Here is a 24,846-nt window from a genome sequence, read left to right as displayed (position 1 = left end):
GGCATGCGCGAGATGAGCAGGGCGGAGTGGTGGAAGTTCGCGAGCGAGGGCACGCGGACCGGGATGCTGGGGATCGTGCGGACCAACGGGGCCCCGGTCGTGACGCCGGTGTGGTTCCTGCTGAACGAGGGCCCGAACGGCGACGAGCTGATCTTCACCACCGGCACGGACACGCTGAAAGGCAAGGCCCTGCGCCGCGACGCGCGGATCTCGCTCGCCGTGGACGACCAGCGGCCGCCGTTCTCGTACGTCCAGTTCACCGCCGAGGCGGAACTGCACCACGACCTGGACGAAATGCTGGAGTGGGCCACCCGGCTCGGCGCGCGGTACATGGGCGAGGAGAACGGCCCGGCCTACGGCGAGCGCAATGCCGTCCCGGAAGAATCCCTCGTCCGGGCGAGGATCACGAAGGTGATCGCGCGGGCGGACATCGCCGGCTTCTGATCCGCTGGTTCTTTTCGGCATTACGCTCCGCGGCAACGGCTGCGGAGCGTAATGCCGCGATCGCACTATTGACACCACCCCGGTCCAGGGTGTGTGATCTGTCCCGATAAATAGGAAACTTTCCTAACGAAGACCGTGCAGTTCCCCGCCGCCGCCCCGATCCCCCTCAAGCAGGAGGCCCCCGTGGCACGACGCTCGACGTTGAGCGCGCTGTTCGCCGGTACCGCGGCGACCGCGCTCGGCTGCGCACTGCTGACCCCCGTGACCGCGACCGCGGCGACCGGGGATTACGAGTCCGAGAACGCGACGCTCTCCCAGGCCAAGATCGCCACGAACCACTCCGGCTACTCCGGCAAGGGTTTCGTGGACTTCGACAACCTCGTCGGCAGCTACGCCGACTACTCGGTCGACGCGGCACAGGCCGGCACGCACACGCTGACTTTCCGCTACGCCAACGGAACCGCCGACGACCGGCCGATGAAGCTCGTGGTCGACGGCGGCGACAAGGGCACGGTTTCCTTCCCCGGCACGGGTTCCTGGACGACGTGGAAGACCGTCACCGCGAAGGTTCAGCTCACCGCGGGCGTCAACCACGTGCGCACCGTGTCGGCGTCCGCGAACGGCGGCCCGAACACCGACAAGATCACCGACAGCTTCTCCGCACCGGCCGACAGCGAACCGCCGACGCCGCCGAAGAACTTCCAGGCGTCGAACATCCGGCCCACCGCCGCCGATTTCCGCTGGGACGCGGCGACGGACAACGTCGGCGTCACGCGGTACGAGATCAACCGCGGCGGCAACACGCTCAAGGTCGTGGACGGCAAGACCACCTCGGCGACCGTCGACCAGCTGACGCCGAACACGTCGTACGACATCTCGGTGATCGCCTACGACGCGGCGGGCAACCCGTCCCAGCCGAGCAACGTCGTCGGCGTGAAAACCCCGCCCAGCGACGACAAAACCCCGCCGAGCGTGCCCGGTTCGCTCAAGGTGACCGGCAGCACTTCGGACAGCATTTCGTTGTCCTGGAAGGCTTCCACCGACGACAGCGGCTCCATCGCGGGTTATGACGTGTACCAGGGCGGTGCCGTCGTCTCGACTACCGCGCAGACTTCGGCGACGGTCACCGACCTCAAGCCGAACACGTCCTACACGTTCACCGTGAAGGCGCGCGACCCCAACGGCAACGCCTCCGCGGCTAGCAACGCGGTCACCGCGAAGACCACCAGCAACACCGGTGCCGGCGGCGGAATCCCGTCCTACGACAAGGACATCACGAAGGTCGACCTCGGCTGGGCGGTCGGTTTCCTGCCGAACGGCAACGCGCTGGTGACCGAGCGGGACCGGTTCGAACTGCTGCAGATCACGCCGGACGGCAAGAAGACGACGCTCGGCAAGATCCCCGGCGCGGTCACCACGAACGGCGAGGGCGGCCTGCTCGGCCTGGCGATCTCGCCGCAGTGGAACACCGACCACGCGGTGTACCTGTACCACACGTCGTCCAGCGACAACCGGATCGTGAAGGTCACCTACGACGGCACCACGCTGTCGAAGACGACCACCCCGGTGCTGACCGGCATGGCGAAGAACCAGTACCACAACGGCGGCCGGATCGCGTTCGGGCCGGACGGCAAGCTGTACGCCACCGTCGGCGACGCGAAGGTCAAGGCCAACGCGCAGAACAAGAGTTCGCTCAACGGCAAGATCCTGCGGCTCAACCCGGACGGTTCCGCGCCGAGCGACAACCCGTTCTACGCCACCGGCGGCAACGCGCGGTACGTCTGGAGCTACGGGCACCGCAACCCGCAGGGCCTCGCCTGGGATTCGCAGGGGCGGCTGTGGTCGTCGGAGTTCGGCGAGAGCAGCCAGGACGAGCTGAACCTGATCCAGAAGGGCGGCAACTACGGCTGGTCGGCCTGCGAGGGCACGATCGGCGACTGCAAGGGGACGATCGCGCCGAAGAAGACGTGGCCGACCTCGCAGGCCGGGCCGTCCGGCATCGAGATCGTGAACGACTGGATCTACATCGCGGCGGTGACCGGCAAGCAGCTGTTCGCGACGCAGATCAAGGGCGACGGCATCGGCGACGTGTCAGCGGTGTTCTCCGGCCGCTGGGGCCGGCTGCGCTCGGTGACCAAGACGCCGGACGGGCACCTGTGGGTGACCTCGACGAACAACGACAAGCTCGGCGGCACGCCGGACACCATCGACAACGTGGTGGTGCAGCTGAAGTTCCCCGGCGCGGCGATCGCCGGATAAGCCGCGGCAGGGTGACCGGAGCGGCGCCGGTCACCCTGCCGCACCTTCATTCTTTCAGCAGTTCGTAGCAGCGGATGCGCGCCTTCGCGTCGAAGACCGGGACCGTGACCATGATTTCGTCCGCACCGGTCTGCTTCGCCAGCTCCGCGAGCTGGGCCTGAACCTGCTCCCGCTCGCCGTACGCCTGCGCCGCGCGGAAGTGTTCGAGCTGCGGCAGCATCTCCGGCGCGAACTCGTACCCGGCGGCCTCCTCCGGCGTGAGCATCGGCTGGTCTCCCCGCCGCCGGCGAGCAGGTGGGATTTGAGCACGTTCATCGGCCCGGACAGCCGCTCGGCCTCCGCCTCGGTGTCCGCGCAGATCGTCTCGACGCACAGCAGCACGTACGGCTCGGAACGCCACTTCGAGGGCTGGAACTTCTCCCGGTACCGCTCCAGCGAGGCCGCGGTGTTGTCCGGCCGGATGTGATGCGCGAACGCGATCGGCAACCCGCGCTCCGCGGCGACCTCCGCCCCCGCCGGACTGGAACTGAGCAGCCACGGCTCCGGCACGGTCACCCCGCCGGGAAGCACCTGGTCGCTGCCGAGATACCCGAGCAGCTCGTCGATGTCGGCGTGGTAATCGGCTTCCCCGGCCGGTTCGGCCCCCGGCGCAACGCCCGGATGACGTCCGGATCGAGCGCACCCGGCCCGCGCCCCACGCCGAGATCGACCCGGCCGCCGTTGAGCGCGGACAGCGTGCCGAACTGCTCGGCCAGCGTGAACGGGGCGTGGTTCGGCGCGAGAACCCCGCCGGACCCGACCCGCACCCGCGAGGTCACCGCGCCCGCGTGCGCGGCGAGCACCTGCGGGGAGGCACTGGCGATGGCCGGGGAACCGTGGTGTTCGGCGAACCAGAGCCGGTGGTAGCCGAGGACGTCGAGCCGCGTCGCGACAGCGGAGAGCGGCTCGAGCGCCGCCGTGGCCGACTGCCCGGCTTCGACGAGCGCGAGTTCAAGTGCGGAGAGCGGCACATCGATCATGCCTCCCACGGTAGCGAACCCGGTGGTGTGGCGGGGGTGATTTGCGCACTGTCCACTGTGGACGAAGGTGGTGGCGGTGGACGGGCGGCGGGGTGTGGCCAGGCGGGGAGGGCTGGGGCTCGGGCCGGGAGCGGCGGGCGGCAAAGCCGAGGAGAGGTGTACGGGCGCAGGCGGAGAGTGCGCCGCAGGCAGGCCGGATGATGGCAGGCTGGCGTCGGGGCCGTAGTGCGTGGTTATGCCGGTTCTAGCCAGCATGACCACGCACGAGACTCGTCCCCGCATTCAGCCGGAGTTCACCGCGCGGGCCTGGCAGAGCCAGGGCGCTCGCGGGCTTCCGGCCGCGACTCCGCAGGCCGGGCCTCGCCGCCGATTCTCCGCCAGGCCGAATCTGGCAGCCGCTACTCGCCCCCGCCGAGCCCGGCAGCAATCACACCCCGACCCAGACCCCACGGCCGCCACTCGCCCGAACCGAACCCGGCCAGCCGCTCCACCAGCCGGGATCCGGCAGCCGCCACTCGCCCTGCAGCTGCTCCTCGCCCCGGCCGAATCCGGTAGCCACTGCATCCAGGCCCACACCGAGCCCAGCCACCACTCCCCCGCCAGGCAGCATCCACCATGGCCGAGCCCGGCGACCACGCCCCCAGACCGAACCCAGCCCACCGATTCCCAGGCCGAACCTGGCAGCCGCTACTCACCCCGACCGGCCCAGCCAGCCGCCGCTCCCCCGAAGCCGCGCCCGGCAGCCGTGGTCAGGCTTCTTCCTCCAGCATTTCCGGGGTCACCGCGGATTCCGTGTCCGGGATGCTCAGCTCCTTCGCCCGCTTGTCCGCCATCGCCAGCAGCCGCCGGATCCGGCCGGCTACCGCGTCTTTCGTCATCTGCGGGTCGGACAGCTGGCCCAGTTCCTCGAGCGACGCCTGGCGGTTCGACAACCGCAGGCGGCCCGCCGCCAGCAGGTGGTCCGGAGCCGTGTCGCCGAGGATCTCCAGGGCTCGCTCCACCCTCGCGGCCGCGGCGACGGCGGCGCGGGCCGAGCGGCGCAGGTTGGCGTCGTCGAAGTTGGCCAGGCGGTTGGCGGTCGCCCGGACCTCCCGGCGCATCCGGCGTTCTTCCCACTGCAGCACGCTCGTGTGCGCGCCGAGGCGGGTCAGCAGGGCTCCGATGGCGTCACCGTCGCGGACCACGACCCGATCCGCGCCTCGGACCTCGCGGGACTTCGCCTGGATACCCATCCGCCGCGCGGCGCCGACCAGGGCCAGGGCGGCCTCCGGGCCGGGGCAGGTCACTTCCAGCGACGACGAGCGGCCCGGTTCGGTCAGCGAGCCGTGGGCCAGGAACGCGCCTCGCCAGGCTGCTTCGGCGTCCGCCACTCCGCCGGACACCACTGCGGCAGGCAGGCCGCGCACGGGGCGGCCGCGCTGGTCGATCAAGCCCGTCTGGCGCGCCAGGCCCTCGCCGTCCTTCACCACGCGCACGACGTAGCGCGTGCCCTTGCGCAGGCCGCCGCTCGCGGTGATCACGTGCACGTCCGAATGATGTCCGTACAGCTCGTGGATCTCCTTGCGCAGCCGCCGCGCGACCGAACCCGTGTCCAGCTCCGCCTCGACCACTACCCGGCCGGCCACGATGTGCAGCCCGCCCGCGAAGCGAAGCAGCGACGCGACCTCCGCCCGGCGCGGCCCGATCTTCGTGATCTCGAGCCGGCTCAGTTCGTCCTTCACCGCGGCGGTCATCGCCATGTACTGCCCCTCCTGCCTTTCGCTGCGCGCCCGCCGTCACCCACAGTGCTCCCCGCCGAGGCCTAGTGCCTCTCGCATGCACTGTGCGAGCGCACCAGGATCATGCCGCCCCGCCACGACCGGGTCGGCCACCGCCCCCAGGCAGGCCCTTCCGCCGAGGCGTTCGGCCGCCCGGCGCAGGCTTGCCGGGTCAGGGACGGAATCACCGTCCGCGATCACGGCGTCGACCCGCAGCGCGGGCGCGTGCTCGAAGAGTACGTCCAGGTGCCGCTCCGGGGAGAACCCGCCGGTTTCCCCCGGTTGGGGGACCAAATTCAGCACGACGACCTTCGTCGCCGTCGTGCGCACGAGCGCGTCGTGCAGGTCCGGGACGAGAAGATGCGGCAGCACGCTGGTGAACCACGAGCCGGGGCCGAGGAAGACGACGTCCGCCGCCAGCACCGCCTCGATCGCCTCCGCGCACCCGCGCGGCGGGCGTTCCTGGCGGCCCGCCGGGTGCAGCGAGATGCGGTGCACCTGGCCGGGCGTGCTGGCGACCGCGACCTGGCCGCGGATGCGCCGGATCGCGTCCGGGTCCTCGCTGTCCAGCCCGCTGACCTCGCCCTCGATCTCCAGCGGCTCGGGCGACATCGGCAGCACCCGGCCGGAGATGCCCATCAGCCTGCTCGCCTCGTCGAGCGCGGCCACCGGGTCGCCGAGCACCTCGAACAGCCCGGCGAGCAGCAGGTTGCCGACGGCGTGCCCGGCGAGCGCGCCGTCGCCGCCGAAACGGTGCTGGAACACCTCGGCCCACAGCCGCCCGCCGTCCTCCGCGGCGAACGCGGCGAACGCCTGGCGCAGGTCGCCCGGCGGCAGCAGCCCCAGTTCCCGGCGCAGCCTGCCGGACGACCCGCCGTCGTCGGCCACCGTGACCACCGCCGTGACGGCGCGGGTGATCCGCCGGAGCGCGGTCAGCGTCGCGTGCAGCCCGTGTCCTCCGCCCAGCGCCACCGCGCGCACGTCACTCCCGGCCAAGATCCCGGTGCACCACCTTTACTGCCATGCCGTCCTCATTGGACAGTCGCTGGGCGAGTTCCTCGGAGATCGCGACGCTGCGGTGCTTGCCGCCGGTGCAGCCGACCGCGAGCGTCAGGTACCGCTTGCCCTCGCGCTTGTAGCCGGCGCCGATGAGCCGCAGCAGCTGGTGGTAGCGGTCGAGGAATTCCTCGGCGCCCTCCTGCGACAGCACGTAATTGCGCACCTCGCCGTCGAGGCCGGTGTGCTCGCGCAGCTCCGGGATCCAGAACGGGTTCGGCAGGAACCGCACGTCCATCACCAGGTCGGCGTCCATCGGCAAACCGTACTTGTAGCCGAAGGACAGCACGGTGACGCGGGTCTGCGTGCTGGTCTCCGACCCGAACGCGTCCTCGATCTTCGCGCGCAGGTCGTGCACCGACAGCGCGGACGTGTCGAGGACGAGGTCGGCCTCCTCGCGCAGCGGCGAGAGCAGCTTGCGCTCGGCGGTGATGCCGTCGGCGAGCCTGCCGTCGCCCTGCATCGGGTGGCCGCGGCGGACCGATTCGAAGCGGCGCACCAGCACCGCGTCGGTGGCCTCCAGGAACAGCACGCGCGGCTTGTACCCGCGCGCGTCCAGGTCCTTGATCACCGAGGCGAGGTCGTCGGTGAACGCGCGCGAGCGCACGTCCATCACCACCGCCACCTTCGTGATCGCCCCCTCGCCTGCGCGCCGAGTTCGACCATCGTGGCGATCAGCTCGGGCGGCAGGTTGTCGACCACGAACCAGCCGAGGTCCTCCAGGCACTTGGCCGCCGTGGACCGGCCCGCGCCGGACAGGCCGCTGACGACCGCGACCTCCATCCCGCTGCCCCGCTGTTCCTCTTCCGCACTCACGTTGCTTCTTCCTTCCCGATCACGACCCCTGGTCCCCTCCCGGTACTGCGTGCTGCGCGGCGCCGGTCTCCCCGGCCAGTGCCGCCACCACGGCCTCGGCAGTGCGCCTGCCGAAACCGGGCACCGCTTCGATGTCCTCGACCCGGGCCTGTTTGAGCTTCTTCACCGAGCCGAAGTGCTTGATCAGCGCGGTGCGCCGAGCCTGCCCGAGTCCGGGCACACTGTCCAATTCGGACGCCTGCATGCGCTTCGCGCGCTTTTCGCGGTGGTAGCGGATGGCGAACCGGTGCGCCTCGTCGCGCAGCCGCTGCAGCAGATACAGCGCGTCGGACGTGCGCGGCAGGATCATCGGGTCCGGTTCGCCGGGCAGCCACACCTCTTCGAGCCGCTTCGCGAGCCCGACGACGGCGATGTCGGTGATGCCCAGTTCGGCGAGCACGTCCGCGGCCGCGGTGGCCTGCGGGCCCGCGCCGTCGACGACCAGCAGGTTCGGCGGGTACGCGAACTTGCGCGGGCGGCCGGTTTCCGGGTCGATCCCGGCGCGCACCGGCTGGATCGCTTCGTCTCCCGGATCGGAGCCGTCCGCGGCGGCTTCCGCCGTTTCCGCGGCGTTTTCGGCGGTTTCGGCAGTCTCCTTGAGATAGCGGTAGAACCGCCGCCGCACGACCTCGGCGATGGACGCGACGTCGCCCTCGGTCGCCGCCTCGCGCAGCGCGAACTTGCGGTACTCGGACTTGCGCGGCAGCCCGTCCTCGAACACCACCAGCGACGCCACGACGTCGCTGCCCTGGATGTGGCTGATGTCGATGCATTCGATGCGCAGCGGCGCGCTGTCGAGCGCGAGGTAGTCCTGAAGCTCCTGCAGCGCCGCGGACCGGGCCGTGAGATCGCCCGCGCGGCGCAGTTTGTGCTGGGTGAACGCTTCCTTCGCGTTGCGCTCCACCGTTTCCGCGAGCGCCTTCTTGTCGCCGCGCTGCGCCACTCGCAGCTTCACCCGCGACCCGCGCAGGCCGGACAGCCACTCGGCGACCGCGTCGGCGTCCGCGGGCAGCTCCGGCACCAGCACCTCGCGCGGGACGACCGGACCGGCCTCGACGTCGTCGCGGCCCACGCGGTCGGATTCCTCGCCGTAGAACTGGGTGAGGAAGTGGTCGACCAGCGCCGGCACGTCCATTTCCTCGGCCTTGTCGATCACCCAGCCGCGCTGCCCGCGCACGCGTCCGCCGCGCACGTGGAACACCTGGACGGCGGCCTCGAGTTCGTCGTGCGCGAAGGCGACGACATCCGCGTCCGTGCCGTCGCCGAACACCACGGCCTGTTTTTCCATCGCGCGGCGCAGCGCGCCGAGATCGTCCCGCAGCCGCGCGGCGCGCTCGAACTCCAGCTCCTCGGACGCCTGCGCCATCTCGCGTTCGAGCCGTTTCACCATCGCGTCCGTGCGGCCGGCGAGGAAGTCGCAGAAATCCTCGACGATCGCCCGGTGCTCGTCCGCCGACACCCGGCCGACGCACGGGGCCGAGCACTTGTCGATGTAGCCGAGCAGACAGGGCCGCCCGATCTGGCCGTGCCGCCGGAAGACGCCGGCGGAACAGGTGCGGGCGGGGAAAACCCGCAGCAGGAGGTCGAGCGTCTCGCGGATCGCCCACGCGTGCGAGTAGGGGCCGAAGTAGCGGACGCCCTTCTTGCGCGCGCCGCGGTAGACGTGCAGCCGGGGGAATTCCTCGTTCAGCGTGACGGCGAGGACCGGGTAGCTCTTGTCGTCGCGGTAGCGGACGTTGAAGCGGGGGTCGAACTCCTTGATCCAGTTGTACTCCAGCTGGAGCGCCTCGACCTCGGTGCCGACGACGGTCCACTCGACGCTCGCCGCCGTGGTGACCATCTGCCGCGTGCGCGGATGCAGGCCGGACAGGTCGGCGAAGTACGAGTTGAGCCTGCTGCGCAGGCTCTTCGCTTTGCCGACGTAGATGACTCGCTTGGCGTCGTCGCGGAACTTGTAGACGCCAGGCGAGTCCGGGATGCTCCCCGGCTGAGGTCGGTAGGTGGTCGGATCAGCCACGTGCCCCACTGTATGGCGAAGGTCCGACAGTTTCCGTGAGACCCCTTAATGGCCGCGCATCGATCGTGGTGCCCGCGGCGGCGAGCCGGCGCCGTCCTGCCGTAGCCTGGCCACTCCGACCCGCCGAGCGATCAGGGAGCGCAGCCATGACCGTCCGCGTCGCCACCTGGAACGTGAACTCCATCGTTCCCCGGCTGCCCCGCGTGCTCGACTGGCTCGACCGGACCGCGCCGGACGTGCTCTGCCTGCAGGAACTCAAGAACACCACCGAAGCCTTCCCCGCCGAGGAGATCACCGCGCGCGGGTACGAGGTCGCCGCGTACGGGCTGGGGCGGTGGAACGGCGTCGCGATCCTCTCCAAGATCGGGCTCGGCGACGTCGTGCGCGGGCTGCCGGGCGAACCGGGTTTCGACGGGCAGGCCGAGGCGCGCGCGATCGGGGCCACGTGCGGCGGGATCCGCATCTGGTCGGTGTACGTGCCGAACGGGCGCGAACCGGAAAACCCGCACTACGCCTACAAACTCGAGTGGTTCGAGAAGCTCGGCGACCTGGTCGGCGAAGAACTGGCGCACGCGCGCCCGTTCGCGGTGCTCGGCGACTTCAACGTCGCTCCCACCGACGAAGACGTCTGGGACATCTCGGTTTTCGCCGGATCCACGCACGTCACCGAACCCGAACGGGCCGCGCTGAAGAAGCTGCGCGACGCGGGGCTGTCCGACGTCTTCCCGCGCCCGCTGAAGTACGACCACCCGTTCACGTACTGGGACTACCGCGGCGGGAACTTCCCCAACAACAAGGGAATGCGCATCGACCTCGTCTACGCGAACGAGGCGTTCGCCAAGGCGGTCACCGATTCTTACGTGGACCGCGAAGCCCGCAAGGGCAAAGGACCGTCGGACCACGCGCCGATCGTCGTGGACCTGGAGCTGTAAGAGAACTCAGCCCTCGGTGGCGGCCCGGTGCAGCTTCCGCAGCGCGCGCACCGCGGCCACCGCGCGCTCCCGGTCCACGGCCTGCACGGCCATCACCGAGAAGTACTCGTCGTCCGGCAGTTCCAGCCGGGCCCACGACGCGCCGTCCGGGAAGCTGATCGACAGCACCTGGTCCCACGTGAACACCCGGCGCGCCAGGACGTTGCGGACCTCGATGCCGGTGGCGTCCGCGCGGACGCGGGCGTTGCCGAACAGCATCGTGCCCGCCGACAGCGCGACGCCGATGCCGATCATCGCGATCTGGTCCGACGCCTCGAACACCACGCCGGTGTTCGAGCTGCGCAGCAGGACCGCCACCACCACGAACGCCGCGAGCAGCGCCACCGCCAGCACGCTGCACATGACGAGCGCCCGGCGCGGCCGGATCACCAGGGCGGTCTGCTGCTCGGTCATCACGCTCACACGAATCCCCGCTCGGTCCACGGTTTGTCCAGGCCGCGCAGCACGTGTGCGGTGTCGAGCGCCGCCACGGCCGCCTCGTAGCCTTTGTCCTCCACGGAACCGGGCATGCCGGAACGGTCCAGCGCCTGCTGTTCGGTGTCGCAGGTCAGCACGCCGTTGCCGACCGGCGTGCTCTCGTCGAGCGCGACCCGGGTGAGACCGGCGGTGACCGCGTCGCACACGTACTCGAAGTGCGGGGTGCCGCCGCGGATGACGACGCCCAGCGCGACGACCGCGTCGTGGTTGCGCGCCAGCGCCTGCGCCGCTACCGGAAGCTCCACCGCGCCCGCCACGCGGATGACCGTGGGCTCTTCCTCCAGGCCCGCGTCCTTCGCCGCGGCGAGCGCGCGCTCCAGCAGCACGTCGGTGATCTTCGCGTTCCACCGCGTCGCGACGACCGCCAGTCGCAGGGACTTGCAGTCGCGCAGGTCGAGCGCGGCTTCCGGCCGCCCCTCGCCGCTCATCGCGTGGTGTCCTCCTCGGTGCCCTGGTCGGACGCTCCGACCTGGTCGTAGTGCTCGAGCTGGCTGAGGTCGTGCCCCATCCGGTCGCGCTTGGTGCGCAGGTACCGCAGGTTCTCCGGGTTCGGCGAGATCGGCAGCGCGACCCGGCCGGTGACGCGCAGGCCGTAGCCCTCGAGGCCGACCCGCTTCGCCGGGTTGTTCGTGAGCAGCCGCATCGAGCGGACGCCGAGGTCGCACAGGATCTGCGCGCCGGTGCCGTAGTCGCGCGCGTCGGCGGGCACGCCCAGCGCGAGGTTCGCGTCGACCGTGTCCGCGCCGTCGTCCTGCAGCTGGTAGGCCTGCAGCTTGTGCAGCAGGCCGATGCCGCGGCCCTCGTGCCCGCGGATGTAGAGCACGACCCCGCGGCCCTCGTCGGCCACCTTCTGCAGCGCGGCGTCCAGCTGCGGGCCGCAGTCGCAGCGCAGCGAGCCGAACACGTCGCCGGTGAGGCATTCGGAGTGGACCCGGACCAGGATGTCCTCGCCGTCGCCGATCTCGCCGTACACGAAGGCGACGTGCTCGATCCCGTCGAGCAGGCTGTCGTACCCGACCGCGCGGAACGTGCCCGCGGCCAGCGGGATCCGCGCCTCGGCGACCCGTTCGACCTGCTTCTCGGTGCGCCGCCGGTACGCGATCAGGTCCGCGATGGAGATCATCTTGAGGTCGTGGTCGGCGGCGAACACTTCCAGCTCGTCGCGGCGGGCCATGTCGCCCTCGTCCTTCTGCGAAACGATCTCGCAGAGCACCCCCGCCGGGTGCAGCCCGGCCAGCCGGGCCAGGTCGATCGCCGCCTCGGTGTGGCCGGGACGGCGCAGCACGCCGCCCTCCTTGGCGCGCAGCGGCACCACGTGCCCGGGGCGGCGGAAGTCCTTCGCGGTGGCTTCGGGGTCGGCCAGCAGCCGGATGGTGCGCGCCCGGTCCACGGCCGAGATGCCGGTGCTGATGCCCTCGGCCGCGTCCACGGTCACGCTGTACGCGGTGCCGCGGGCGTCCTGGTTCGTGTGGAACATCGGCGGCAGGTCCAGCCGGTCCGCCTCGCTCTCGGTCAACGGCACGCAGATGTAGCCCGAGGTGTAGCGCACCATGAACGCGAGCAGCTCCGGCGTCGCCTTCTCGGCGGCGAAGATGAGGTCACCCTCGTTCTCGCGGTCCTCGTCGTCGACGACGACCACCGCACGCCCGGCGGCGATGTCCGCGATCGCGGCCTCGATGGCGTCCACGTCGACCGCCGCACTTGCTCCGCACGGGCTCAATCCCGTCTGCGGCTCGGCCGCCTTCGTCTCGCTCACGGGTGCTCCTTTGCTCCTGCCGCCAGGTGGATGTCACACATTGTGCGCGTTCGCCGCCACGTGTGGCGCAGTGAGCTTCTCCACGTACTTCGCTACGACGTCCACTTCGAGGTTCACGAGGTCGCCCGCTTCCCGCCTGCCGAGGGTCGTCACCTCCAGCGTGGTGGGGATCAGCGCGACCGAAAAACGGTCCTCGGAGACGCTCGCGACGGTGAGCGAAACGCCGTCCACGGCGATCGAGCCCTTCTCCACGACGTACCGCGACAAGGCCGGGGGCAGGGAGAACGTCGTCACGCCGCGCTCGTCGCGGGAGACGAACGCTCCGGTGCCGTCCACGTGGCCCTGCATGATGTGACCGCCGAGGCGCCCGCCCGCCGGGGTCGCGCGTTCGAGGTTCACCGCGTCGCCGACGGCCACCTTCGCGAGACTCGAACGCTGGAGTGTTTCGTTCACCACATCGACGGTGAACTCGCCGCCGGACACCGTGACGACGGTCAGGCAGACGCCGCTGACCGCGATCGAATCGCCGTGGCCCGCGTCCGAGGTGACCAGGGGGCCGCGCACGGTGAGCCGAGCCGCGTCCGTGAGCTGCTCGACCGCGGTGACCTCGCCGACCTCTTCGACAATTCCCGTGAACACTGCTGCCTCCTCGCCGGGCCACCGCCGTCGGTGACCCCTCCATCCAACACCCGCGCGGGCCCGGGAGCTTCCCGGGCCGGAAGGGTCAGCTGACGCGAAGACGGGCGGCCTGCTCGCGCAGGGCGGCGACGGCGCGGCCCGGGTCCTCGGCCCCGTAGACGGCCGAGCCCGCGACGAAGCAGTCGACGCCCGCTTCGGCGGCCTGTTCGATGGTGTCGGCGTTGATCCCGCCGTCGATCTCGACGACCAGCTTGAGGTGCCCGGTGTCGACCAGCCGGCGCGCGGTGCGCACCTTCTCCAGCACGTCGGCGATGAACGACTGCCCGCCGAAGCCCGGTTCGACCGACATCACGAGCAGCGTGTCGTAGTGCTTGAGCGTTTCCAGGTGCGGTTCCAGCGGCGTGCCCGGCTTGATCGACAGACCGGCTTTCGCGCCGGCGGCGCGCAGGTTCTTCGCCAGCTTGACCGGGTCCGCGGCGGCCTCGACGTGCACCGTGACGTTGTACGCGCCCGCCTCGGCGTAGCCGATCGCCCAGCGGTCCGGGTCGTCGATCATGAGGTGGCAGTCGATCGGGAGGTCGGTCGACTTGAGAATCGACTGGACCACCGGGAGGCCGAGGGTCAGATTGGGCACGAAGTGCGCGTCCATGACGTCCACGTGCACCCAGTCGGCGCGGGTGTCGCCGGGGTGCGCGACGGCCGCGATCTCCTCGCCGAGCCTGGCGAAATCGGCGGACAGGATGCTGGGTGCGATGAGAGGTGAAGCCACGGCCCGAGTGTAAGAGGGCCGGGTTCCGCCCGGTCCACCGGCTGTAACCCACCGGAGTTCGCCTGCCGGACACCGGGCGCTCACCCGGATTCTCCGCTTCGAACATATCGGCGAGCACTAATGGGTCACAACCGGAAGTTCCGGACGAGAAGCACCTCGAGGAGAATCATGAGAACGGTCTTGGCAGGCCGCCGCAAATGGCTGGCCGCGGGCGCTTTGGGCGTCGCGCTGGTCGCGGCCGCCCCAGTCGCGATCGCGGCGCAGGGCAACCAGGACGACCAGGGCGCCCGCGCCGCTTCGGCCGGCGAGGGCGACCGCACGCAGGAGGTCCGCCAGGCGATCCAGGGCGGGCACGCGCGCAACGTGATCCTGTTCATCGGCGACGGCATGGGCCAGTCCGAGATCACCTCGGCGCGCAACTACGAGCGCGGCGCGGCCGGCCGGCTCGCGATGGACGAATTCCCGCTGACCGGCGACTACACCACGTACGCGGTCGAGAAGGGCAACCCGGCGAAGCCGGACTACGTCACCGACTCCGCGGCGTCGGGCACCGGCTGGGCGACCGGCACGAAGACCTACAACGGCGCGATTTCCGTGGACGCCTACGGCAACCCGGTCCCGACGCTGCTCGAACTCGCCAAGCGCAGCGGCCTGCGCACCGGCGACGTGACGACCGCCGAGGTCCAGGACGCGACCCCGGCCGTGCTCGGCGCGCACGTCGTCGACCGCGACTGCAAGGGCCCGGACGAGACGACCAAGAAGTGCGCGCAGAACGCCAAGGAGAACGGCGGCGCGGGCTCGATCTCCGAGCAGCTCGTGCAGACCCGCCCGGACGTGCTCCTGGGCGGCGGTGCGAAGTACTTCGACCAGAAGGCGACCGCCGGGCAGTTCAAGGGCAAGCCGGTGCTGGAGCAGGCCAAGGCCGCCGGGTACGCCGTGGTGAACACCGCCGACGACCTCGCCAAGGCGCGTCCCGGCAAGCCGCTGCTCGGCTTGTTCGCGTCGGGCAACATGCCGGTGAACTGGACTGGTCCGAAGGCGACGCAGGGTGGTACTGCGCCGACCCGCTGCACGCCGAATCCGGCGCTGCCGAAGACGCAGCCGAAGCTGGTGGCGCAGACGCAGAAGGCGTTGCAGTTGCTGGAGGATCGGCGTAGCAACAAGGGGTTCTTCCTGCAGGTCGAGGGGGCTTCGATCGACAAGCAGGACCACGCGGCTGATCCGTGTGGGCAGATTGGGGAGACGATCGACTTCGATGCTGCGGTGGCGGCTGGGCTTGCTTATGCGCGTAGCCACACTGACACGTTGGTTGTGGTGACGGCGGATCATGGGCACACGAGTCAGATTGTGTCCAATGACGCTAAGACGCCTGGGCAGACTGCCACGTTGATCACTAATGAGGGGGCGAACATGACCCTCAACTACGGGACTGCGCTGCCTGGGTCTTCGATGGAGCACACGGGGACGCAGGTTCGGATTGCGGCTTATGGGCCGCAGGCGGCGAATGTGGTGGGGCTGACTAATCAGACTGATTTGTTCGGGACGGTGAAGAGGGCGTTGAAGCTCCGGTAGGGCACCCCGAAGCCCAATTGTGCTGACGGTTCGGGGGTGCTTGTCAAGGCGGGAAAGATGCCTTGACAACCACCCCCGAACCGCAGGGAGGCTTCGTATCGGGGTGCGGGGGAAGGGCTGGGTGCCTCGCTGGTTATGCGGGCGAGGGGAGTAGGTCTAGGGGTTCTGACCACGGGCGTCGTGGGTCTAGGCGGTGTAGTCGGACGCCTGCTTCGGTCAGGGCGTCCAGGTGGCGTTGCCAGGCTGGGTGGTGGGCTCGGGTCGGCTGGATCTGGTAGGCCACGACGATGGTGATGCCTGGGGTGCCAAGGACATCGCCTAGCAACGTGAGGGCTTGGTTGTCGGCGATGCCCAGTGCCAGTTTTGCCACCGAGTTCGCCGACGCGGGGGCGAAAAGGAACACCTTCGGGTCGGGGTGCGGGCGTGGTTCGCCGGGCAGGCGGGACGTGCTGCGTACCGGAAGATCCGTCGTGGCTTCGAGTTCGCCCAGGCCGCCGGTCGCCTTCAGCCAGCCCCACGCGGTCGGGGTCAGGGTGATCGCCAGCCGCCAGCCCCGGGCGACCGCCGGCTTCGCCAGCTCGTCGGTGAACCGGGTGTCCAGTCCTCCGCACGAGCTGGCGACCAAACCCAGGTCGGTCACGGTTTGCGCAGCACCGCGCAGAACATCGCGTCGGTGCCGTGTCGGTGGGGCCACAGCTGGACGTACGGGCCGTCGCCGAGCTGCGGGACGTCGGGGAAGAACTCGCGCGCGTCCAGGATCTCGGACTTGGTGCGGCGAGCGGTTTCCCCTACCACGCCTTCGGTTTCGGCCAGATGCGGCGAGCAGACGACGTACGTGACGATGCCGCCGGGGCGCACCAGATCGAGCGCCGCCATCAGCAGTTCGCCCTGCAGTTTGGTGAGGTCCGCGACGTCCGACGGCTTGCGGCGCCACCGGGCCTCGGGGCGGCGGCGCAGTGCGCCAAGGCCGCTGCACGGGGCGTCGACCAGGATCCGGTCGTAGCCCGGTTCGAGGCCGGTTTCGCGGCCGTCGGCGACGTGCACCGTGACCGGCAGGCCCTCGGTGGCGTTCTCGATCAGGCGGGCCCGGTGCGGGGCTTTCTCCACGGCGTCCACGCGTGCGCCGCTGATCTTGGCCAGCGCGCCGAGCAGCGCCGCTTTGCCGCCGGGGCCCGCGCACAGGTCCAGCCAGCGTTCGTCGGAGCCCTCCAGCGGAGCCTTGGTGACGGCGATGGCGCACAGCTGGCTGCCTTCGTCCTGCACCGCGGCAAGGCGTTCGCGGATCGGTTCCGCGTCGGCCGGGTCTCCCGCGCCCGCGGGCAGGTGGACGCCGTAGGGCGAGTACGGCGCGGGGTCGCCGCCGGTGATCGCGGCCAGTTCGTCGGCGCTGATCTCGCCGGGGCGGGCCACCAGGTGCACCTCGGGGCGGGCGTCGTCCGCTTCGAGGGCGGCCTTCAGCTCGGCACCCTTGTCCCCCAGCGCTTCCGCGAACGAGCGGGCCACCCAGCGCGGGTGCGCGGTGCGGAGCGCGTACGCGCCGATCGGGTCGGTCGCCTCGTCCGGCGTCAGCTCGTCCAGCCACTGCGCTTCGTCCTTTGTGGACACCGTGCGCAGGATGGCGTTCGCGAATCCCGTTGCCCACGAACCGGCTTCCGCGCGGACGAGGTCCACAGTGGACCCGACGGCGGCGTGCTCCGGGATGCGGGTGCGCAGCAGCTGGTACACGCCGAGCCGCAGCGCGTCGAGCACCACCGGGTCGGTCTTCTCGATCGGCCGGTCGGCGCACGCGGCGATCACCGCGTCGAGCAGGCCCTGCGCGCGGGCGGCGCCGTAGGTCAGCTCGGTGGCCAGCGCGGCGTCGCGGCCGCCCACCCGGCGTTCCCGCAGCAGCTGCGGGAGGACGAGGTTGGCGTACGCGTCCTTCTCGCGCACGGCACGCAGCACGTCGAACGCGACCTGGCGGGCCGGATCGATCTCCGGCGGCCGCTTCGGCCCCTGTTTGCGCGGAGCCGGACGGCCCCGCTGCGGCCGTGACGGCCGCCGTTCTCCGCGCTCGTTCACCGCAGGCGCTCCCCTTCGTCGATCCTCGTGCCGCGCGCCCAGTCGGTGGCCGCCATCCGTTTCTTCCCGGCCGCCTGGACCTCGCCCAGCCGCACCGGTTTCGTCGCCGTGCCCACGAGCACGCGCTTGCGCTCGACCACCAGCTCCCCCGGCCGCGGACCGGGCTCGTCGAGCACGGTGACCGGCCCCAGCTTGAACCGCTCGCCGCGGAACTCCGCCCACGCGCCGGGATCCGGCGTCACCGAGCGGATCTGCCGGTCGACCGCCGACGCCGGGTCGGCGAACGACACCCGCGCGTCCTCGACAGTCACCTTCGGCGCGTAGCTCATGCCCTCGCCCGGCTGCTCGACCGCGCGCAGCGTGCCGTCCTCGATGCCGTCCACGGTGGACTTCAGCAGGTGCGCGCCGGACTCGGCGAGCCTGCCGAGCAGCGCGCCCGCGGTGTCGTCCGGGCCGATCGTCTCGGTCACCACGCCGAACACCGGGCCCGCGTCGAGTTCCTTCACGATCCGGAAGGTGGACGCGCCGGTCATCTCGTCCCCGGCCCGGATCGCGGCCTGCACCGGGGCCGCGCCACGCCACGCGGGCAGCAGCGAGAAGTGCAGGTTCACCCAGCCGTGCGCGGGAATGTCGAGCGCGGACTGCGGCAGCAGCGCCCCGTACGCGACGACCGGGCAGACGTCCGGGGCCAGCTCGCGCAACCGGGCGAGAAACGCCGGATCCCCGGCGCGCGCGGGCGTGAGCACCTCGATGCCGTGCTCGTCGGCGAGGGTCCCGACCGGGGACCGCAGCACCTTGCGGCCGCGCCCGGCCTGGGCGTCGGGCCGGGTGACGACCGCGACGACCTCGTGCCGCCCGGACTCGATCAACGCGCGCAACGACGGAACGGCGGGCTCCGGCGTGCCGGCGAAAACGAGACGCATCACCGCACCTCCGGAACGGAAAAGGGGATTTCAGGCTGGTCGGACATCGGAAGCGAGTCTAGAAGACCCCCTCCCGGCGGCGCGGCGCGGGCAGCCCGCCGCGACGGGCGCCAGGATCGGGTCCATGACCACGCTGAAGGCGACCCTGCACGACGACCTGACGACCGCGATCAAGGCAAGGGACCAGCTCCGCTCGGCAACCCTGCGGCTGACCCTCTCGGCGATCGGCTACGAGGAAACCGCGGGCGACGCGGCCCGCGAACTGTCCGACGACGAGGTGCTGAAGATCATCACCCGCGAAGTGAAGAAACGCCGCGATGCCGCCGAGGCTTTCGAGAAGGCAGGCCGCGCGGACTCGGCGGACCGCGAACGAGCCGAAGCGGAAGTCCTCACCGCCTACCTGCCCGCCCAGCTGTCGGACGACGAACTGCGCACCCTGGTCACTGAGGCAGTGACGGAAACCGGCGCGTCAGGAATGGCCGGGATGGGCGCGGTGATGAAGGCAGTACAGCCGAAGATCGCGGGCCGCGCCGAAGGCTCCCGCGTAGCCGCAGAGGTGAAACGCCAGCTCTCCGCCGGATGACCCCGCACCAGACATCCGCGAGGGCCACCTTCACAGACGCAGATTCCCCCAGGGTTCCCCTCACGACCCGCACGCACCCCCGCCGCTGTCCGTGAAGGACTCCTTGCGGGAACCAGATTCCCGCAAGGAGTCCTTCACAGCCCCCCATCCCACCCCCCGCCTCGAACCCCGCCCGATGCACCCACCGAACGAGGCGCCCAGCCCCTCCCCCGCACCCCGATACGAAGCCTCCCTGCGGACGGCGGGTGTTTGTCAAGGCATCTTTCCCGCCTTGACAAACACCCGCCGTCCGTCAGCACAATCGGGCTTCGGGGTGCCCCACGCAACCACGGCCCGTACGAAACCGCGGCCCGCACCTCACCCCTCCCGGGTAGCCAACCCCCCTTGCCCGCCAACCACTCCGACCATCCCCGCCCTCATTTCGAGGCCGCCATCGCCACCGCCGTGAGAGTCGCCAATCCCCCGACCCCGCAGGCCCCGACAACCAACCCGGACACCGCCGCGACCGACGAAGCCAACCGCACCGCCAGCCCAGCAACCCAGCGCAACACCCGGACAACCGCGATCAACGCCACCAACGCCAGCACGAGCACCCCCGCTGGCACGCCGCCCTGCGCACTGCCCTCCGCGGCGGCCAGCACGGTGGTCATATCCGCACCTGTATCCGCGGTTCGCGAAGGTCCTCGCGCCCGAATTCGCGCATGTTCTCGTACGCCCGCCGGCGCAGTTCCTCGCGAGCCTGCACGCGCTTGCGCTCCGAACCCAGCTGCCACACCCAGCGCCAGCCCGCGACCGTCGCGAAGAGCGAACCGGCGAGGATCACCAGGAACGCCTGAGCGGCAGGCCCATGGAACGATTCGAAGCTCAACAGCACCAGCAGCGCCCACACCTGGGCAACGGTGAACGGCACGACCAGCGCCGCCGCATACACCCCCCGTCGCCAGCGAACCGGCTGAGGAGCGGGAAGAAACGGTTCCATGACTGCCTCCCTCGGTGGTGTGCTTCCAGAAAACCCCGGCGGGGCCGGGAAATCTGTGTCTGCTGACACGTTCAGCGGGCGAGCCGCCGCAGTTCGCCGAGCCGGTGGATGGTCACCTGGCCGCGCCCGGTGCTGATCACCCCCTGGCGGCGCAGTTCCCGGGTCACCCGGGCCCACGATTCCCGCGAAATCGCTGCTGTCATAGCGAGTTCTGCTTGCGTTCCGGGCACCGAGACTTCGATATCCGCACCGCGCCGCACGCCGTGCTGGACCGCCAGCTGCATCAGCTGCGCGGCCACCCGGCGGGTCATCGTCCCGCCGCCGAGATCGAGCCACTGGCGCCCGACGTCGCGCATCCGGTCGGCCAGCACTTGCAGCAGCGCCCAGGAGATCGCCACCTCGCGCCGGCACAGCGCGACGAACCGCGCGGCGGGCACGACCAGGACGTCCAGTTCGTCGAGCGCTTGCACCGTCGCCGACCTCCGCCCGCCGTCGATCACGGCCAGTTCGCCGATCACGTCCCCCTCGCCGCGGACGCCGATCACGACCTCGCGCCCGTCCGGCGTCGCCTTGGTGATCCGGACGTGGCCGGTCAGCAGGAGCAGCACCACCGCGGCCCGGTCGCCTTCCCGGCAGAGCACGTCCCCGCGCCGATAGGCCTTGCGGACGGACAGCTCTTCGAGCTTCGCCCGGTCCGCGGCGCCCAGCGCGGGCCAGAACCCGATCGTCTCCACGGCGGTCCACCCTCCTCCTCGTCGGCCGGACCCGTCAGGCGATCAGTCCCGCTCCCGGCCGGACGGCGTCGGTGGTGCGGACCCAGCCCCGGGTCCGCTGCCCGCCGACGCGGACGTGGAAGGCGTGCGCGAAAGCGCTGCGGTCGATCCCGGCGTAGCCGTGCCGGACGACCGAACGGTGGATGGCGTTCGAGACGACGAGCGCGAGCGGCCCCGAGGAGCTGCGCAGCCTGCGTCTCAGATCAGTGGCGTCGAGGAGCCGGCAGGCGATGTCGATGTCCTCGCCGTAGGGCCCGTGCGCGTCGTAGTGCACCTCGCCGGCGTGCACCGAGACGCGCAGCCGGAAGGCGAGGTCGGGGTCCTGGTCGCCGTGCCGGGCGAGCAGCTCGGCCAGCGCGGGCACCACGCGGGCGAGCAGCACCGTCTTCGGGACCTCGTCGACCGGGCGGATCAGGCACAGCGCGCCGTCGCCGCGGTCCACGAACGGGTCCCGGAACTGCTCGGTGATGCCACCGGCCCGGAACGCCTCGTCGAGCAGGTCGAACAGGACCGAACGGAGCCCGGCCCGAGCCGGGTTCGTGCGCGTGGTCGACCCTTCGATGTCGACCACCACGATGGCTCGGTGTACTGGTGCCTGTACTGCTGAGGTGTCCATGACCGCCCCCCTATTTCAGGAAGCTACTGAAATCTAGTAGACTTTCACAGTAGCTACTATAGGGGCGGGCTCGGACTGAAACAATGGTGTCGCGCACACGACATCTTTCGTTCAGGTGCGGGCCCAGTCCGCGATTGGCAACCCCTGCCCGCCCGGCAACACGCAAACCCCGGTCTGTCCGGCCACCCCGGCTCCCCGGGTGTAGAATCCCGCCATTCACGCCTGACTGAACTTCACTGAAGGGTCTGAAGTCGTGTCTCAGCCCAACCCCGCGCTCGCCGCCCGCCTGCGTACCCTGCGCAAGGAGAGCTGGTCCGACGTGGTGCTGACCCAGAAGCAGCTCGCCGAGGCGTTCGGCGTGAGCACCGGGCTGCTGTCGTCGTGGGAGAACGTGGCGAAGCCGGTGACCCCGCCGCCGCCGCGGCTCGAGGCGTACGCGACGTTCTTCGCCACCCGCCGTTCCGTGCAGGGCCGCAAGCTCCACCTGCTCGGCGTCGACGAGCTGACCGACGACGAGCACACCGTGCGCAAGGAGCTGCTCGCGGAGCTGCAGGCACTGCGCGGCGACCTCGACGATCTGCCCGCGCAGCCGGTCTTCGCGCCGTCCAGCCTGTGGCACTTCCCGCCGAACCAGGACATCGTCATCGTCTGCGCGCAGCTGCCGGAGAAGTACCGCATCGCCTACACCGACCCGTCCAGCCCGGACTACGTGAACCTCTACACCTACGCCGACCCGGACGCGCTGATCGAGCTGTACGGCCACATCCGCGCGTGCAACCCGGCGAGCGACGTCACTTTCCGGACCACCGACCAGAACACGACGCTCTCGGCCGACGAGTACACCGCGCACCTAGTGCTGCTCGGCGGCGTGGACTGGAACCCGCAGACCCGCGCGCTGCTCGACCGGGTCGACGCGCCGGTCCGCCAGATCAGCCGCAAGGGCGACGAGGAACAGCTGGAAAGCGGCTTCGTGGTCACCGACCCGGACGGGTCGACCCGGATGTTCAGCGCCAAACTGCGGGGCGGCACACTGATCGAAGACGTCGCCCACTTCTACCACGGCGTCAGCCCGCTCAACCGCAAGCGCACCGTGACCGTGTGCAACGGGATGTACGGCCGCGGCACCCTCGGGGCCGTACGAGCACTGACCGACCGCCGTTTCCGCGACCGCAACCAGGCCTACCTCGACCGGCGTTTCGCGGGCGCGGACTCCTTCAGCATCATCAGCCGGGTCCCGGTCTTCGACAACCAAGGGCTCACCCCTGACTGGACCCTGCAAGAGAACCGGCTGCACGAGTGGCCAGAATCGAGCCTCCCATGACCGCGACCGTCGCAGCGCCGGCGCAGCACACGACGCACCAGCGGCTGCTGCATCCCGTCGCCGCCGAGGACGCGCCGCAGGCCCCGCTCGACGCGATCGTCGTGCCCAACGGCCGGCCCGCCCCTATCTCAAGGACGCCTTCCGCGCGGCCCGCGAGGTCGACGCCACGCTCCTGCTGCTGTGCAGCAAGAACGCGCGGGCGAGCGACGCGGTGCTCGCCGCGAAGCGCGCCGGGGTGCGGGCCCGCGCGATCGACACCGACGAAGCCGCCGGTCTCGGAGCTGTCCCGCCCTTCGCGACGAGCAAGCTGCTGCAGGCGAAACGCCTGCTGCGCCGCGCCGACACGAGCTTCAAGCGCAACCTCGGCGTGCTCGTCGCCGACCTCGCCGGCTGGCAGCGGGTCCTGTTCCTCGACGACGACATCCATGTGTCGAAGCCGGGCGACCTGCGCGCGGCGGCGGGCCTGCTCGGCGAGTACGCGGCCGTCGGCCTCGCCAACACCGGCATGCCGGACAACTCCGTGGTGTGCCACGCCTACCGCGAGTCCGGCGGGCAGCAGGACACCTTCGTCGGCGGCGGCGCGCTGGCGGTCGGGCGCGACGCGTTCTCCTCGTTCTTCCCGGACATCTACAACGAGGACTGGTTTTTCTCCTCAGCGGCACCGGCCTGCGCGCCACCGCGGTCACCGGCGCCGCGTCCCAGCACGACTACGACCCCTTTCGCAACACCGGGCGCGCCCGCTCGGAGGAACTGGGCGACACGCTCGCCGAGGGCATCTACTGCCTGCTGGACAACGGGCTCGGCATCGCCGACGCGACCACCGAACACTGGGCGGACTTCCTGGAGAGCCGCCGCGCGTTCATCCGCACGACGCTGCGCCAGGTGCAGGACGCGCCGTACCTGACCGGCGCGTACGAGGACCGGATGGTCGCGGCGCTGAAGGCCGCGCTCGGCCGCAACCTGCTGATCACGCCGGACCTGTGCATCCGGTACCTGCGCGCGTGGCAGCGGGACCGCGACACCTGGGAGACGCACCTGCTGTCGCTGCGCGCACGGCACGGTTCGGCCGGGTATCCGGACGACGCGTTCCGCACGCTCGGAGTCTCGGAGATCGTGCACAAGTCCTGACCCCTCACCGCTCCCCGCACGTCCGGCTGGCCACCGGCGCCGGACGGCCGTCCCGCAGCCCCTTCACCAGCACGTGGCACCGCTCGGCCTCGGAACCTGCCGATCCCGCCGGACCTGTGCATCCGGCACCTGCCCGCGCGGCACGGTTCGGCCGGCTACCCGGACGACGCGTTCCGCACGCTCGGGATCTCGGAGATCGTGCACAAGTCCTGACCCCTCACCGCTCCCCGCACGTCCGGCTGGCCACCGGCGCCGGACGGCCGTCCCGCAGCCCCTTCACCAGCACGTGGCACCGCTCGGCCTCGGAAACCGTGCGCCCGTCCGGCGAAACGCGCTCCGCGTAGCAGACAACCGTGCCGTGGCCCCAGTCCCGGTAACCGAGACGGCCGTACAGGCGAGCGGCGCGGGTGTTGTCTGTGCGGACCGCGAGCGCGCCGAGCGCATGCCCGTGGCCGACCAGGTAGTTCTCCGCCGCACGCACGAGAGCCGCGCCGATGCCGCGGTTGCGCGCGTCCGGAGCCACTTCCAGGTGGTTCAGCAGCGGAACTCCGGGCAGATGCCCGCGGATCGGCGGCTCCTCGGCGTCTTCGAGCCAGAGGTACACGGCCCCGACGGGCAGCACGGAGCACCACGCGGTGAACAGGACGCCGAGGCCCTTCGCCTGCCGGGTGTACCGGTCCTCGAAGAACCCCCGGTCGCCGAGAACCGCCGCGAGCACCGCGAGGTCCGCCTGTTCCGCTGGCCGGATCGAGACCTCGCCCATCAATGCCGACTCCTGTCCACCAGGCACGCGAGCGGGAGACCGGCCGGGGCCGGGTCCTGATCATGGCCGCCCGGCCTCAAGAGTAAG

Annotated in this window: 26 protein-coding genes and 2 pseudogenes; 7 read left to right on the top strand and 21 right to left on the bottom strand. The window is 70.8% G+C overall.

The annotated features are described in order from the left end of the window. Nucleotides 1-3 precede the first annotated feature (3 nt). A complete protein-coding gene (locus RPX00_RS27400; protein WP_406629611.1) occupies nucleotides 4-444 on the top strand; it encodes a PPOX class F420-dependent oxidoreductase in 441 nt (146 codons plus the stop codon). A gap of 183 nt (nucleotides 445-627) precedes the next feature. Beyond that, complete coding sequence (locus RPX00_RS27395; RefSeq protein WP_406629610.1) at nucleotides 628-2,703, top strand: PQQ-dependent sugar dehydrogenase; 2,076 nt, start codon at nucleotides 628-630, stop codon at nucleotides 2,701-2,703. A gap of 46 nt (nucleotides 2,704-2,749) precedes the next feature. Here RPX00_RS27395 and RPX00_RS27390 read toward each other — a convergent pair whose 3' ends face one another. The 7 genes and pseudogenes from RPX00_RS27390 to uvrC all read right to left on the bottom strand — a co-directional run bounded on the left by RPX00_RS27390 (nucleotide 2,750) and on the right by uvrC (nucleotide 9,407). Then, complete coding sequence (locus tag RPX00_RS27390) at nucleotides 2,750-2,968, bottom strand: hypothetical protein (protein WP_406643341.1); 219 nt, start codon at nucleotides 2,966-2,968, stop codon at nucleotides 2,750-2,752. Between the two features lie 92 nt (nucleotides 2,969-3,060). Beyond that, nucleotides 3,061-3,252: pseudogene (locus tag RPX00_RS27385) on the bottom strand (LLM class flavin-dependent oxidoreductase); the annotation flags it as partial. Between the two features lie 2 nt (nucleotides 3,253-3,254). Continuing rightward, the gene (locus RPX00_RS27380) at nucleotides 3,255-3,722 is read right to left on the bottom strand and encodes an LLM class flavin-dependent oxidoreductase (protein WP_406629608.1); all 468 of its coding nucleotides are present in this window, start codon (nucleotides 3,720-3,722) and stop codon (nucleotides 3,255-3,257) included. 749 nt (nucleotides 3,723-4,471) lie between these two features. Then, a complete protein-coding gene (gene whiA / locus RPX00_RS27375; protein WP_093574335.1) occupies nucleotides 4,472-5,461 on the bottom strand; it encodes a DNA-binding protein WhiA in 990 nt (329 codons plus the stop codon). Nucleotides 5,462-5,497: 36 nt separating this feature from the next. Continuing rightward, the gene (gene yvcK, locus RPX00_RS27370) at nucleotides 5,498-6,460 is read right to left on the bottom strand and encodes a uridine diphosphate-N-acetylglucosamine-binding protein YvcK (RefSeq protein WP_406643110.1); all 963 of its coding nucleotides are present in this window, start codon (nucleotides 6,458-6,460) and stop codon (nucleotides 5,498-5,500) included. A gap of 1 nt (nucleotide 6,461) precedes the next feature. Further along, nucleotides 6,462-7,318: pseudogene (gene rapZ, locus RPX00_RS27365) on the bottom strand (RNase adapter RapZ). 52 nt (nucleotides 7,319-7,370) lie between these two features. Next, nucleotides 7,371-9,407, bottom strand: a complete 2,037-nt coding sequence (uvrC, locus tag RPX00_RS27360; protein ID WP_406629605.1) for an excinuclease ABC subunit UvrC — start codon at nucleotides 9,405-9,407, stop codon at nucleotides 7,371-7,373. 146 nt (nucleotides 9,408-9,553) lie between these two features. Here uvrC and RPX00_RS27355 point away from each other — a divergent pair, with 146 nt between their 5' ends. Further along, complete coding sequence (locus RPX00_RS27355; protein ID WP_406629603.1) at nucleotides 9,554-10,339, top strand: exodeoxyribonuclease III; 786 nt, start codon at nucleotides 9,554-9,556, stop codon at nucleotides 10,337-10,339. A gap of 6 nt (nucleotides 10,340-10,345) precedes the next feature. On the opposite strand, the gene RPX00_RS27350 is transcribed toward RPX00_RS27355, so the two are convergent. The 5 genes from RPX00_RS27350 to rpe form a co-directional block, all read right to left on the bottom strand. Beyond that, nucleotides 10,346-10,792, bottom strand: coding sequence for a PH domain-containing protein (locus RPX00_RS27350; protein ID WP_406629601.1), 447 nt, complete (start codon nucleotides 10,790-10,792; stop codon nucleotides 10,346-10,348). A gap of 5 nt (nucleotides 10,793-10,797) precedes the next feature. Then, entirely contained in the window at nucleotides 10,798-11,304 is a 507-nt protein-coding gene (gene ribH, locus RPX00_RS27345; RefSeq protein ID WP_370938750.1) for a 6,7-dimethyl-8-ribityllumazine synthase, read from the bottom strand. Continuing rightward, on the bottom strand, nucleotides 11,301-12,632 hold the full coding sequence (locus RPX00_RS27340) for a bifunctional 3,4-dihydroxy-2-butanone-4-phosphate synthase/GTP cyclohydrolase II (protein WP_406629599.1): 1,332 nt from the start codon (nucleotides 12,630-12,632) through the stop codon (nucleotides 11,301-11,303). The genes ribH and RPX00_RS27340 overlap by 4 nt, the downstream gene beginning before the upstream one ends. Nucleotides 12,633-12,665: 33 nt before the next feature. Continuing rightward, on the bottom strand, nucleotides 12,666-13,271 hold the full coding sequence (locus tag RPX00_RS27335) for a riboflavin synthase (RefSeq protein WP_406629597.1): 606 nt from the start codon (nucleotides 13,269-13,271) through the stop codon (nucleotides 12,666-12,668). A gap of 85 nt (nucleotides 13,272-13,356) precedes the next feature. Then, nucleotides 13,357-14,040 carry a ribulose-phosphate 3-epimerase gene (rpe, locus tag RPX00_RS27330; protein ID WP_406629595.1) on the bottom strand — a complete coding sequence of 228 codons (684 nt, stop codon included), beginning with the start codon at nucleotides 14,038-14,040 and terminating at the stop codon, nucleotides 13,357-13,359. A 168-nt stretch (nucleotides 14,041-14,208) separates the two neighbouring features. Here rpe and phoA point away from each other — a divergent pair, with 168 nt between their 5' ends. Then, nucleotides 14,209-15,612, top strand: a complete 1,404-nt coding sequence (gene phoA, locus RPX00_RS27325; protein WP_406629593.1) for an alkaline phosphatase — start codon at nucleotides 14,209-14,211, stop codon at nucleotides 15,610-15,612. A 133-nt stretch (nucleotides 15,613-15,745) separates the two neighbouring features. On the opposite strand, the gene RPX00_RS27320 is transcribed toward phoA, so the two are convergent. The 3 genes from RPX00_RS27320 to fmt are packed head-to-tail and all read right to left on the bottom strand — an operon-like array spanning nucleotide 15,746 to nucleotide 18,596. After that, nucleotides 15,746-16,252 (bottom strand): flavoprotein, encoded by a 507-nt coding sequence (locus tag RPX00_RS27320; RefSeq protein ID WP_406629591.1) that lies wholly within the window; start codon nucleotides 16,250-16,252, stop codon nucleotides 15,746-15,748. After that, a complete protein-coding gene (locus RPX00_RS27315) occupies nucleotides 16,249-17,673 on the bottom strand; it encodes an RsmB/NOP family class I SAM-dependent RNA methyltransferase (protein WP_406629589.1) in 1,425 nt (474 codons plus the stop codon). The genes RPX00_RS27320 and RPX00_RS27315 overlap by 4 nt, the downstream gene beginning before the upstream one ends. Further along, the gene (gene fmt, locus RPX00_RS27310; RefSeq protein ID WP_406629587.1) at nucleotides 17,670-18,596 is read right to left on the bottom strand and encodes a methionyl-tRNA formyltransferase; all 927 of its coding nucleotides are present in this window, start codon (nucleotides 18,594-18,596) and stop codon (nucleotides 17,670-17,672) included. The genes RPX00_RS27315 and fmt overlap by 4 nt, the downstream gene beginning before the upstream one ends. Before the next feature lie 124 nt (nucleotides 18,597-18,720). Between fmt and RPX00_RS27305 the strand changes: the two genes are divergently transcribed. After that, nucleotides 18,721-19,179, top strand: coding sequence for a GatB/YqeY domain-containing protein (locus RPX00_RS27305; protein WP_406629586.1), 459 nt, complete (start codon nucleotides 18,721-18,723; stop codon nucleotides 19,177-19,179). Between the two features lie 416 nt (nucleotides 19,180-19,595). On the opposite strand, the gene RPX00_RS27300 is transcribed toward RPX00_RS27305, so the two are convergent. The 4 genes from RPX00_RS27300 to RPX00_RS27285 all read right to left on the bottom strand — a co-directional run bounded on the left by RPX00_RS27300 (nucleotide 19,596) and on the right by RPX00_RS27285 (nucleotide 21,547). After that, entirely contained in the window at nucleotides 19,596-19,829 is a 234-nt protein-coding gene (locus RPX00_RS27300) for a hypothetical protein (RefSeq protein WP_406629584.1), read from the bottom strand. Continuing rightward, the gene (locus RPX00_RS27295; RefSeq protein WP_406629583.1) at nucleotides 19,826-20,158 is read right to left on the bottom strand and encodes a hypothetical protein; all 333 of its coding nucleotides are present in this window, start codon (nucleotides 20,156-20,158) and stop codon (nucleotides 19,826-19,828) included. Before RPX00_RS27295 ends, RPX00_RS27300 begins: the two co-directional genes overlap by 4 nt. Before the next feature lie 71 nt (nucleotides 20,159-20,229). Further along, the gene (locus RPX00_RS27290) at nucleotides 20,230-20,892 is read right to left on the bottom strand and encodes a Crp/Fnr family transcriptional regulator (RefSeq protein WP_406629581.1); all 663 of its coding nucleotides are present in this window, start codon (nucleotides 20,890-20,892) and stop codon (nucleotides 20,230-20,232) included. Between the two features lie 34 nt (nucleotides 20,893-20,926). Further along, entirely contained in the window at nucleotides 20,927-21,547 is a 621-nt protein-coding gene (locus tag RPX00_RS27285) for a hypothetical protein (protein WP_406629579.1), read from the bottom strand. 253 nt (nucleotides 21,548-21,800) lie between these two features. Between RPX00_RS27285 and RPX00_RS27280 the strand changes: the two genes are divergently transcribed. Continuing rightward, on the top strand, nucleotides 21,801-22,868 hold the full coding sequence (locus tag RPX00_RS27280) for a helix-turn-helix domain-containing protein (RefSeq protein ID WP_406629577.1): 1,068 nt from the start codon (nucleotides 21,801-21,803) through the stop codon (nucleotides 22,866-22,868). Here RPX00_RS27280 and RPX00_RS27275 read toward each other — a convergent pair. Next, nucleotides 22,804-23,295 (bottom strand): hypothetical protein, encoded by a 492-nt coding sequence (locus tag RPX00_RS27275; RefSeq protein ID WP_406629576.1) that lies wholly within the window; start codon nucleotides 23,293-23,295, stop codon nucleotides 22,804-22,806. The genes RPX00_RS27280 and RPX00_RS27275 overlap by 65 nt on opposite strands. Before the next feature lie 98 nt (nucleotides 23,296-23,393). Here RPX00_RS27275 and RPX00_RS27270 point away from each other — a divergent pair, with 98 nt between their 5' ends. After that, the gene (locus tag RPX00_RS27270) at nucleotides 23,394-23,996 is read left to right on the top strand and encodes a hypothetical protein (RefSeq protein WP_406629575.1); all 603 of its coding nucleotides are present in this window, start codon (nucleotides 23,394-23,396) and stop codon (nucleotides 23,994-23,996) included. A gap of 217 nt (nucleotides 23,997-24,213) precedes the next feature. Here the strand turns inward: RPX00_RS27270 and RPX00_RS27265 are convergent, their stop codons facing one another. Further along, nucleotides 24,214-24,759: a GNAT family N-acetyltransferase gene (locus RPX00_RS27265; protein WP_406629573.1), complete on the bottom strand. Its 546-nt coding sequence runs from the start codon at nucleotides 24,757-24,759 to the stop codon at nucleotides 24,214-24,216. Nucleotides 24,760-24,846 lie beyond the last annotated feature (87 nt).

This window comes from Amycolatopsis sp. WGS_07, assembly GCF_045278895.1.
In the GTDB taxonomy this organism is placed as follows: Bacteria; Actinomycetota; Actinomycetes; order Mycobacteriales; family Pseudonocardiaceae; genus Amycolatopsis.
The sequence above is the reverse complement of the archived record's forward strand: the minus strand, read 5'-3'. Positions and strand labels throughout refer to the sequence as shown.